General features: G+C 67.9%; 8 protein-coding genes. 6 read left to right on the top strand and 2 right to left on the bottom strand.

Going from position 1 to position 11379, the window contains the following annotated elements:
- Nucleotides 1–119 precede the first annotated feature (119 nt).
- Nucleotides 120–641: a hypothetical protein gene (locus ACIBJF_RS48800; RefSeq protein WP_399184346.1), complete on the bottom strand. Its 522-nt coding sequence runs from the start codon at nt 639–641 to the stop codon at nt 120–122.
- 436 nt (nt 642–1077) lie between these two features.
- Between ACIBJF_RS48800 and ACIBJF_RS48795 the strand changes: the two genes are divergently transcribed.
- The 6 genes from ACIBJF_RS48795 to ACIBJF_RS48770 are packed head-to-tail and all read left to right on the top strand — an operon-like array spanning nt 1078 to nt 10412.
- Entirely contained in the window at nt 1078–2373 is a 1296-nt protein-coding gene (locus ACIBJF_RS48795; protein WP_399184345.1) for an ABC transporter substrate-binding protein, read from the top strand.
- Nucleotides 2370–3338, top strand: coding sequence for a carbohydrate ABC transporter permease (locus tag ACIBJF_RS48790; protein WP_399184344.1), 969 nt, complete (start codon nt 2370–2372; stop codon nt 3336–3338). The genes ACIBJF_RS48795 and ACIBJF_RS48790 overlap by 4 nt, the downstream gene beginning before the upstream one ends.
- Nucleotides 3335–4156, top strand: a complete 822-nt coding sequence (locus tag ACIBJF_RS48785; RefSeq protein WP_399184343.1) for a carbohydrate ABC transporter permease — start codon at nt 3335–3337, stop codon at nt 4154–4156. The genes ACIBJF_RS48790 and ACIBJF_RS48785 overlap by 4 nt, the downstream gene beginning before the upstream one ends.
- Nucleotides 4157–4167: 11 nt before the next feature.
- Nucleotides 4168–6426: an alpha-xylosidase gene (yicI, locus tag ACIBJF_RS48780; protein ID WP_399184342.1), complete on the top strand. Its 2259-nt coding sequence runs from the start codon at nt 4168–4170 to the stop codon at nt 6424–6426.
- 31 nt (nt 6427–6457) lie between these two features.
- A complete protein-coding gene (locus tag ACIBJF_RS48775) occupies nt 6458–7468 on the top strand; it encodes a LacI family DNA-binding transcriptional regulator (protein WP_399184341.1) in 1011 nt (336 codons plus the stop codon).
- Between the two features lie 40 nt (nt 7469–7508).
- Nucleotides 7509–10412, top strand: a complete 2904-nt coding sequence (locus ACIBJF_RS48770) for a glycoside hydrolase family 3 C-terminal domain-containing protein (protein WP_399184340.1) — start codon at nt 7509–7511, stop codon at nt 10410–10412.
- Between the two features lie 490 nt (nt 10413–10902).
- On the opposite strand, the gene ACIBJF_RS48765 is transcribed toward ACIBJF_RS48770, so the two are convergent.
- Nucleotides 10903–11220 carry a transposase gene (locus ACIBJF_RS48765; protein WP_399184339.1) on the bottom strand — a complete coding sequence of 106 codons (318 nt, stop codon included), beginning with the start codon at nt 11218–11220 and terminating at the stop codon, nt 10903–10905.
- Nucleotides 11221–11379 lie beyond the last annotated feature (159 nt).

The raw sequence follows: 11379 nt of genomic DNA, 5'->3' as shown, positions 1-11379 counted from the left end.
CGGCGCAAACACGCCCACGAAGCCAGACACCCCACGGCACGACCACCACCACACCCCGAACTACAGCGAAGCAGCTGATCTCCAACTGAAGGGACAGACACGGCAGCTGTAGTTCGTGATCACGCCGCTGCAGTGACCTCGTTCCAGTAGCGGTGGCAGGTGGCGGCCCGGTGTTGGTGGCGTCGTCGCCAGTGGGACCAGCGCAGGACGTGTTGGGCGGCGGTGACGGATTGTGGCAGGACGAAGGCCCGTAGAAGCCGCAGGAGTTCGGGTCGGGTGAGGGCGATCATCGGTTCGTGCTCGGTGTCGGGCCCACCGCTTTCGGTGTCGCCGGGGTGCCGGGCGGCGGCCACGGCGAGAAGGGCAGCGGCGATGAGGCTGATCAGGCTCCAGCGCATCCAGGAGTTCCAGCAGGTCGCCTGCCCTTGATCGAGCCCGGCCAGGGACTTCGCGGCCTGAAAATCTTCCTCCACGCGCCACCGGCAGCAGATGACTTCGACCAGGTCGGACAGGGTGACGGGGGTGGTGGAGTGGCAGCGGTAGAAGGAGAGTTCACGGGTGTAGCGGTGGCGGCGGACCAGCAGGAAGCTGTGGCCCGTCTCGTGCCCGGGCGGGATGTCGTCGGCGGTCACCTCGATCATTACCCAGTCGTAGTGGCGGTCGGGGGGAACCCCCACTTACCAGGCCCGCGACGAGGCCGGGAAAGCCACCGCCGGAATGGAGACCCCCGGCCAATCCCGTGGAGGTGTGTGCTTGCCGCGGACGGGCGCCGGGGTGGCCGGATCCGGCGGCTGGGCGGCGCAACACCTTTCACCGACTGTCGGCTTCACCCCGTCGACGACCGCCGCGGCCTTGGCCCTGCTGATCGCATCCGGCCACGCAGTCCACGCCCGTCGCCGGCGACGATCCCGATCGGCGAGCGGCACGGATCTCCGCTGATTCGTACGCACCCATTGACGCGCCCACAGCCCCCGCCTACCTTCCACCGTCGAAGCGCTTCGACGTCACGCATCGAATCGATTCGATGAACGTTGCGTGACACCCCAGGCACCCATCCGACTCCCCTGGAGGCACTGGATGTTGACAACACGAAGGCGTGTGGTGGCGACGGCGGCTGCGGTCCTCACCGGATCCCTGCTCCTGGCCTCCTGCGGTGGCTCGGACAGCGGTTCTTCCGACGGCAAGACACTCAAACTGTGGCACTACGAAGCCCCGAACAGCGCGATGGGCATCGCCTGGAACGAGGCCATCAAGGAATTCGAGGCGAAACACCCGGGCGTGAAGGTGAAGTTCGAGGAGAAGGGCTTCGAACAGATCCAGAAGACCGCGCCGATGGTCCTCAACTCCTCGGACGCGCCCGACATCATGGAATACAACAAGGGCAACGCGACGGCAGGCCTGCTGTCCAAGCAGGGGCTCCTCACCGATCTGACCGCCGAGGTCACCAAGCGCGGCTGGGACAAGGAGCTCAGCGCCGGGGTGAAGACCACCAGTCAGTACGACGCCAACGGTGTCATGGGCTCAGGGAAGTGGTACGGAGTACCCAATTACGCCGAATACACCATGGTCTTCTACAACAAGGACCTCTTCAAAAAGTACGGCATCGCCGAGCCGAGGACGTTCGACGACCTCACCGCAGCCATGGACAAGTTCGTCGCCAAGGGCATCACCCCGCTCGCCAACGCCGGTGCCGAGTACGTGGCCCAGCAGTATCTGTACCAGCTGGCGCTGTCGAAGGCCGAACGCTCCTGGGTCGACTCGTACGAGCTCTACAAGGGTAAGTCCGACTTCCACGACGCCGCCTGGACCTACGGCGCGACCACCTTCGCCGACTGGGTGAAGAAGGGCTACATCAGCAAGACGTCCAGCGGCTCCAAGGCCGAGGACGCGGGGGTCGCCTTCATCCAGGGCAAGAACCCGATCCTGTTCAGCGGCAGTTGGTGGTACGGCCGCTTCAAGGCGGAGAACAAGTTCGACTGGGGCACCGTGCTGTGGCCGGGGTCGAACCTGACCCTCGGCTCGGGCGGCAACCTCTGGGTCGTTCCCAAGGGCGCCAAGAACAAGGACTTGGCCTACGACTTCATCGACATCACCATGTCGAAGAAGATCCAGAACCTGCTCGGCAACAAGGGCGGCGTGCCGGTCGCGGCCGACCCGTCCGCCATCACCGACCCGCAGGCAAAGACCCTCATCGCCGACTTCAACACGCTCTCCGGACGTGACGGGCTGGCCTTCTACCCGGACTGGCCGGTCGCCGGCTTCTACGACGTCCTCGTCTCCGAGACACAGAAGCTGATCACGGGAAGCGAGAAGCCGGACGCCTATCTGAGCAACGTGCAGAAGGCGTACGACAAGGGCGTGCCGAAACAATGACGATCACGCTCGAACGGGGTGCGCGGGCCGCCGGCAAGCACCAGCACGCCGGCCCGCGCCTCCCCCGCCCGCGCATGTCGTACGTCCTCTTCCTGCTCCCCGGCATCCTCGCCTTCCTCGCCGTGATCGTCGTCCCGTTCCTGATGAACACGGGCGTGAGCTTCACGGACTGGAGCGGCGTCGGCTCGCCGAAGTGGACCGGGCTCGCCAACTACCGCGACCTGATGGACGACTCGGAGTTCTGGGCGTCGTTCCGGCACAGCCTGTTCATGGTCGTCGCCATGGCCGTCGTACCGACGATGCTCGGACTCGTCCTCGCCGCCGCCCTGTTCGACTACATAGGCAAGCACTTCGGCAGCAAAACGGCGGCCGTCCTGCGCGCCTGCTTCTACCTCCCGCAGGTGCTGCCCATCGCAGTCGCCGGCATCGTCTGGAGCTGGGTCCTCGCTCCCGACAACGGCGCCCTGAACGCCCTGCTGAAGGCGGTCGGCCTCGGCTCCCTGCAACAGGACTGGCTCGGTGACCCGGACATCGCCCTCTACACCGTCATGGGCGTGATGGTGTGGGTGCAGATCGGCTTCCCGCTCGTCGTCTTCATGGCGGGGCTCCAACGCGTCGACCCGCAGCTGTACGAGGCGGCGGAGCTGGACGGCGCCGGCTGGTGGCGTCGCTTCTGGCACATCACGCTGCCGCAGATCAGACCCGAGATCTACGTCGTGCTGCTGTGGTGCACGATCGCCGCGCTGAAGGTCTTCGGGGCCGTCTACGTCCTGACCAAGGGCGGGCCGGGCGGCGCCACCGACGTCCCCTCCTACTTCTCCTTCACCACGTTCTTCGAGAAGACCCAGGTCGGATACGGCGCCGCCGTCTCCACCGTGCTCACCGTGATCATCCTCGTCCTGGCCCTGGTCGGACTGAAGCTCCAGACCCGCGCCGAGGACGCCGAGGAGGGGGTCCGCACATGACCGCCGTACGCCGCTACCCGGTGCTCATCGCGCTCTGCATCGGCGCGGCCTTCATGGTCCTGCCGTTCCTCATCGTCGCGGTCAACGCCGTGAAGTCCCCGACCGAATACTCCCAGCACGGCCCCCTCAGCCTTCCCAAGGGCCTCTACCTGGACGGTCTGAAGGACTTCTGGTCGCGCGTCGACTACGGCCAGAAGCTCTTCAACTCCGTCCTGATCAGCGGCTCGGTGGCGGTCCTGGCCGCGGTCCTGTCCGTGCTCAACGCCTACGCGATCGGCATCGGCCGCATCAAGGGCCGCACCTGGGTGCTCGCCTTCTTCGTGCTCGCCAACATGCTGCCGCAGGAGGCGCTCGTCTATCCGATCTACTACCTGTGCAAGCAGGTGGGCCTGTACGACACCCGGCTCAGCGTCGTGATCGTCTTCACCGTCGTCCAGGCCGCCTTCGGCACGTATCTGCTCTCCTCCGTCCTCGGGCAGTTCCCGCGCGAGATCATCGAGGCGGCCCGGATCGACGGGGCGAACAAGTGGCAGGTGCTGTGGCGGATCGTGGTCCCGGTCAGCCGTCCGACCATCGGCGTGCTGCTCGTCTTCTTCTTCATCTGGACGTGGAACGAGTTCCTGCTCCCCCTGGTCATGCTGATCTCCAACGACAACCAGACGGTGTCGGTGGCGCTCGGTGTCCTCCAGGGCCAGCGCCTCATGGACGCCACGATGACCAACGCGGCGGCCCTGCTCGGCGTCCTGCCCGCCATCGTCTTCTTCCTCGTCTTCCAGCGGACTCTCACCCGTGGCATCGCCGCGGGTGCCGTCAAGTAGGGGGCACACGCTTGAAGTTCACCGACGGCTACTGGCTGCTGCGCGAAGGCGTCACCGCGGCCCACCCGGTCGAGGTCCTGGACGTGACCGCCTCCCCGGGGGCCCTGGAGATCGACGCGCCGACCCAGCCCATCCGCCACCGCGGCGACCTGCTGAAGGGACCGGTCGTGACGATCAGCGCACACGCGCCGATGCCGGACATCATCGGCGTCACCTTCACGCACTTCGAGGGCGAGCAGCCCCGGGGGCCGCAGTTCGAAGTGCGGCGGGAGGACGACTTCACACCGCAGGTGGAGTACGACGAGGAGCACGCCACCGTGACCTCGGGTGCCCTGTCCGTGCGCGTCGCCCGCACCGGACCCTGGCACGTCGACTTCCTCGCCCACGGCCGCATTCTCACCACCAGCGGCCGCAAAGGCATGGGCATCATGCGTGACGCGACCGGCGCCCACTACCTGCGCGAGCAGCTGGACCTTCGCGTCGGTACCTCGGTGTACGGCCTCGGCGAACGCTTCGGGCCGCTCGTCAAGAACGGCCAGGTCGTCGACATGTGGAACGCCGACGGCGGCACGGCGACCGAACAGGCCTACAAGAACGTCCCCTTCTTCCTGACCGACGCGGGCTACGGCGTCTTCGTCGACCACCCGGGCAAGGTGTCGTTCGAGGTCGGCTCGGAGGCGGTGTCCCGGGTCCAGTTCAGCGTGGAGAGCCAGCAGTTGACGTACTACGTCATCCACGGCCCGACCCCGAAGGACATCCTGCGCAAGTACACGGCCCTCACCGGCCGCCCGGCGCTCCCGCCCGCATGGTCCTTCGGCCTGTGGCTGTCGACCTCCTTCACCACCTCGTACGACGAGGCCACCGTCACCTCCTTCATCGACGGCATGAAGGAGCGCGAGCTGCCGCTCTCCGTGTTCCACTTCGACTGCTTCTGGATGCGCGAGTTCAACTGGTGCGACTTCCAGTGGGATCCGCGGGTCTTCCCCGATCCGGAGGGCATGCTGGCCCGGCTGAAGAACAAGGGCCTGCACATCTGCGTCTGGATCAATCCGTACATCGCGCAGCGCTCACCGCTCTTCGCCGAGGGCAAGGCCCTGGGCCATCTGCTCAGGAAGCCCGACGGAAGCGTGTGGCAGTGGGACCTGTGGCAGCCCGGCATGGCGCTCGTCGACTTCACCAGCCCCGCCGCCCGCGACTGGTACGCCTCCAAGCTGGAGGCACTGCTCGCGCAGGGCGTCGACTGCTTCAAGACCGACTTCGGTGAGCGGATCCCGGTCGACGTGGCATACGCGGACGGCTCGGACCCGGAGCGGATGCACAACTACTACACGTACCTCTACAACCGCACCGTCTTCGAGGTGCTGCGCAAGCACCGCGGCGAGCAGGAGGCCGTCGTCTTCGCGCGCTCGGCCACGGTCGGCAGCCAGCGCTTCCCGGTGCACTGGGGCGGTGACTGCGAGGCCACGTACGAGTCGATGGCCGAGTCGCTGCGCGGCGGCCTCAGCCTCGGCATGTCGGGCTTCGGGTTCTGGAGCCATGACATCGGCGGCTTCGAGGGGACTCCGACGCCAGCCCTGTTCAAGCGGTGGCTCGCCTTCGGGCTGCTGTCCTCGCACAGCCGGCTGCACGGATCGTCGTCGTACCGGGTCCCGTGGCTGTTCGACGAGGAGGCCGTGGACGTCCTCAGGCTCTTCACCCGGCTGAAGCTGCGGCTCATGCCGTACCTGTACGAGGTCGCCCGCACCGCTCACGCGGAGGGTGTGCCGATGATGCGGGCGATGGTGCTGGAGTTCCCGGACGACCCCGGCTGCGCGCATCTGGAGCGGCAGTACATGCTCGGGCCCGATCTGCTGGTCGCGCCTGTCTTCAGCGACGACGGGGACGTCTCGTACTACGTGCCCGGGGGCACCTGGACCCACTACCTGAGCGGGCAGACCGTGACCGGGCCGTGCTGGGTTCGCGAGCGCCACGGGTTCTCCAGCGTTCCACTGCTGGTCAGACCCGGTGCGGTGATCCCGGTGGGCGCGGTGGACGACCGGCCCGACTATCCGTACGCCGACGGGGTCACCCTGTGCGCCTACGGCCTCGAGCGCGGGGCGCGGGTCACGGTGCCAGTGGGAGACGTGACCTTCACCGTCGTCCGGGAGGGGGACACGCTACGGGCCTCCAGCAGCGATCCGGCGGCTCCCTGGGCGCTGGCCGCCGGGGAGCGGATCGCGCGAGCGGCTGCGGGTACCGGATTGCTATCGCTGGAGCTGGAGTCGGAGTGATGGTTCCTCCCCCACTGGAGCTGGACTGACCATGGTGAAGATCACGGACGTGGCGCGGCACGCAGGTGTCTCCCCCAGCACCGTCTCGTACGCCCTCAGCGGCAAACGCCCGATCTCCGAGGAGACCCGGCGGCGCATCGAGGCGTCCATCCGCGAGCTGGGCTACCGCCCGCACGCCGGCGCCCGGGCGCTGGCCAGCAGCAGGTCGAACGTGCTGGCGCTGGTGATCCCGCTGCGGTCGGGTATCCACGTCCCGGTGGTCATGCAGTTCGCGGTCTCGGTGGTGACCACGGCACGGACGCACGACCACGACGTGCTGCTGCTCACCCAGGAGGAGGGCGAGGAAGGACTGCGCAGGGTCGCAGACACGGCGCTCGTGGACGCGTTGATCGTCATGGACGTACAACTCCACGACTCTCGGCTGCCGCTGCTGCGCACCCTCGACCGGCCCTCCGTGATGATCGGTTTCCCCCAGGACCCGGTGGGCCTGACCTGCATCGACCTTGACTTCAAGGCGGCGGGCGAGCTGTGTGTGGAACGGTTGGCGGGGCTCGGGCACCGGGTCGTGGCGCTGGTCGGGTCGCCGCCTGAGGTCTATGTACGCGAGACGGCGTTCGCGCAGCGGGTGGTGCAGGGGTTCACGGCGGCCGCCGACCGTAACGGGCTCACCTCGTCCATCCACCCCTGCGAGGCCTCGCCCGCCGCCGCACGCCGGATCGCCGAGCAACTGCTGCGCGAACAGCCCGGGTTGACCGGGGTTGTCGTGCACAACGAGGCGGTTCTGGAGCCGCTGATCGACGCCTTCGAGCAGCTCGGTCTGCGGGTCCCCGGCGACCTGTCCATCACCGCCATCTGCCCCGACGAACTCGCCGAGTCCCTCCGCGTCCCCGTCACCTCGGTCGCCCTGCCGTCCGCCGAGCTGGGCGCGCGGGCCGTGGGGCTGCTGATGAAGAAGCTGGACGGCACGGCCGTACCCGAGGCGACGCTCCTGCCGCCCCGGCTGACGGAACGCGCGAGCACGGCGCCGCGCAACGCGTCCTGAAGTTCCTCATGTACAAGGCACTCACCAAAGGAGCCGTGACATGCAGAAAGGCACGAGAAGAAAGAGAACCACGCTCGTCGTCGCGCTCGCACTCGTGGCCGGCCTCTCGGCCGCCACCCCGGCCGGCGCGGACGACCCCGCGTACCCCTTCCGCAACCCGAACCTCCCCGTCGACAAGCGCGTCGACGACCTGCTCTCCCGTCTGACACTCGACGAGAAGATCTCCCTCCTCCATCAGTACGAGCCGGCGATCCCGCGCCTCGGCATCCAGGCGTTCCGCACCGGCACCGAGGCCCTGCACGGCGTGGCCTGGCTCGGCAAAACGACCGTGTTCCCGCAGGCGATCGGGCTCGCCTCCACCTGGGACCCGGCGCTGATCCGGCAGGTCGGCTCGGCGGTCGGCGACGAGGCGCGCGGCTTCCAGCAGCAACGCCCGGCCGGCTGGGGCCTCAACCTATGGGCGCCCGTGGTGAACCTGCTGCGCGACCCGCGCTGGGGCCGCAACGAGGAGGGGTACTCGGAGGATCCCTACCTCACCGGCTCGATCTCCACGGCGTACGGCACCGGCCTGACCGGCGGCGACCCGAACCACCTCAAGACGGCTCCGACGCTGAAGCACTTCCTCGCCAACAACAACGAGATCCAGCGCGACACCACGTCCTCCGAGCTGCGCCCGCGCGTGCTGAAGGAGTACGACGAGCAGGCCTTCAAGCCGGCGATCGAGGCGGACGCGGCCACGGGCGTGATGTCGTCGTACAACCTCGTCAACGGACGCCCGGACACGGTGAACCCGGCCCTGGACGACACCGTGCGCACCTGGACGTCGCGGGACCTGCTGAACGTCACCGACGCCTTTGCTCCAGGCAATCTGGTCGGCAGCCAGAAGTACTACGGCACGCAGGCCGAGGCGGACGCCGCCGCGGTGAAGGCGGGTATCGACAGCTTCACGGACAACGACACGGACTCCGGGCCGACGACGACCGCGATCAAGTCGGCGTTGTCCAAGGGCCTGTTGAAGGAGTCGGACGTCGACGAAGCCGTGGGGCATGTGCTGAGCGTCCGCGTCCGGCTCGGCGAGTTCGACCCGGGCGGCGGCAAGTACGGGTCCATCGACGCGTCCGTCATCGACAGCCCGGCCCACCGGAAGCTGGCGCGCGAGGCGGCCACCAAGGCTGCGGTACTGCTGAAGAACGACGGCGTGCTGCCGCTCGGGAAGTCCGGCAGCGCGGCCGTGGTCGGCCCGCTGGCCGACACCCTGTACACCGACTGGTACTCCGGCACTCTTCCGTACGCGGTGACACCCAGGGACGGCATCGCGTCGAAGCTCGGCACTTCCGTGACGAGCAGCGAGGGCGTGGACCGTATCGCGCTGAAGGACACGGCGACCGGAAAGTACGTCACGGCGGGGACGGGCGACTCGGGTGCCGCCCTGAAGGAGACCACGGACTCGGGGCCGGGTTCTCAGTTCGACGTGTTCGACTGGGGATCGGGCATCGTCACCCTGCGCTCGGCCGCCAACGGAAGGTACGTCGGCTACAACTGGTCGAACTTCGTCAACGACCAGACGCAGCCGAACGGCTGGTTCGTGCAGCAGCAGTTCAAGCTGGAGCGGCAGGACGACGGGACGTATCTGCTGCGGTACGCGGGCTACGAGACCGGCGAGTCCTGGTGGTCGAACCCGGTGTACCTCGGCCCGGTCGGCGACGACGGCATGCTCGGCCTGGTCGACAAGGACAAGGCCGCGCACTACACGAAGGACATCGTGCGCAGTGGCGTCGACGAGGCGGTCGCCGCGGTCAAGGGCAAGGACACGGCGGTCGTGGTCGTGGGATCGATGCCCTCGATCAACGGGCGCGAGGCCCACGACCGCACGGACATGGGGCTTGCCCCGTCGCAGGAGGCCCTGGTCAAGGCGGTGCACCGGGCCAACCCCCGGACGGTGGTGGTCGTCGAGAACAGCTACCCCACGACGCTCGGCTCCCTGCAGAATGAGGTCCCGGCCCTGCTGTGGACCACGCACGCGGGCCAGGAGACGGGCAACGCACTGGCCGATGTGCTGTACGGCGACGCCAATCCGGCCGGCCGCTTGACGCAGACCTGGTACAGGTCGGAGTCCGACCTCCCGTCCATTCTGGACTACGACATCATCAAGGCCGACCGCACCTACGAGTACTTCAAGGGGCAGCCGCTGTACCCGTTCGGGTACGGACTGTCGTACACGAGCTTCCACTACGGCGAGCTGAAGCGGGTCGACGACGGCTACGAGGTGCCGGTGACGAACACGGGCAGCCGGGCGGGCGACGAGGTCGTACAGCTGTACGTCCATCAGCGGGTGTCGCGCGACAAGCAGCCGCTGAAGCAGCTGAAGGCGTACGCGCGGGTGTCGCTGAAGCCGGGTGAGACGAGGACGGTACGGCTGAAGCTGCGGACTTCGGACCTGGCGCACTGGGACGTCACCCGCTCGAAGTGGGTCGTGGAGACGGGGACGTACGACGTGATGGTGGGCGCGTCGTCGGCAGACATCCGCGCACGTACGTCGCTCACGGTTCGGGGCGAGACGATCCCGCCCCGTGACCTGTCGAAGGCGACCCGCGCCGAGAACTTCGACGACTACGACGCGATCGGCCTGGTGGACGAGTCGAAGGCCCGCGGAACGGCGGTGGCCGCCACGGCCGACGGGGCGTGGCTGAAGTTCGCGGACACACGGCTCGGCTCGGGCGCGTCGACGCTGACCACCCGGCTGGCGGGCACCTCCGGCACGCTGGAGGTGCGCCTCGGCTCTCCCACCGGCACGTTGGCCGGTAGGGCGCACTTCGAGGGCACATCGTCGCCGTACACGTACGAGACGGTGACGGCACCGCTGACGGCCGCGGCGAAGGGCCGCCGGGACGTGTACCTGGTCCTGAGCGGCGGCCTTCGCCTGTCGACGTTCAGCCTGCGCTGACGGACACGGCGTCGATCGCGTACCGGCTCAGCCGAGGCCCCCGGGCCCGCCCGAGCCGGTACGCGGCCCCGCTGGCACGGTGGCCGCGGGCATCGTGCTGGTCGTCGTCCTGCTTGGCCGTGTCTGACAAGTGATCAGCAGCTCGCCCGACCTGTGGAGCCGTAACAGTCTCGCTCCGGTGGAGCAGGCAAACGCTGCCAGGCCGGTGGCACGGCAGCGGAAGAGCAGACTCCGGCAACGGGACGAGACCCAGCAAGGAGGCGCTCGCACCGCCTCTGACGCCGGCCACTGGGAAGTCGTCTTCGAGACTCAGGACCAGGGCGTGTGCCGAGTTGAGATCACGAGTTTGCTTGTTGTGCTGCCCTGGCTGGGATGGATCGGTAGACAGGTGGGATGACCCGGGCTGATCTCACGGACGACGAGTGGGCGGTGATCGATCCGCTGCTGCCGATGGGTGAGCGCGGCCCGATTCCGGACTTGCGGGGGCTGGTCAACGGCGTGATGTGGAGCATGAGGCGTATTCCTCCCGCGCCAACCGCACCTCCTGCGCAGACGCAAGATCCGGGCGGTGATTCCGGAGAAGACCGACCAGGCCGCTCGCCGCCTCCAGCGGCGTGGGCGGCTCGGCGGACGCCTCCGCCCGGCGTCCCCGGGGCCGGCTCGCTCCGGCCGCCCGGACCCAGTTCCGCAACGTCTCCAGGTTCACCCCCAGATCAGCGGCGACCGACCTGATCGTCGCTTCCGGCCGCGACTCGTACAACGCGACAGCGTCCGCCTTGAACTCCGGCGGATAGTGCTTCATGACCACGGGACATCCGTTCTCCTGGACTCAAGATCCAAGTGTCTCGGGTGTCCAAGATCCAGGATCAAGCCCCAAGGCCGGGTAGTTAACGATCTCCGTGTCACTGCAAGGGAGTTGGTGACCAAGTTGTGGCGGTGTAGAGGCCGGGGCCGATCTTGTGGATGA

The sequence above is a fragment of the Streptomyces sp. NPDC050743 genome (genome assembly GCF_044456925.1).
Classification (GTDB): Bacteria; Actinomycetota; Actinomycetes; order Streptomycetales; family Streptomycetaceae; genus Streptomyces.
This window is presented reverse-complemented; position numbering and strand designations above follow the sequence as displayed.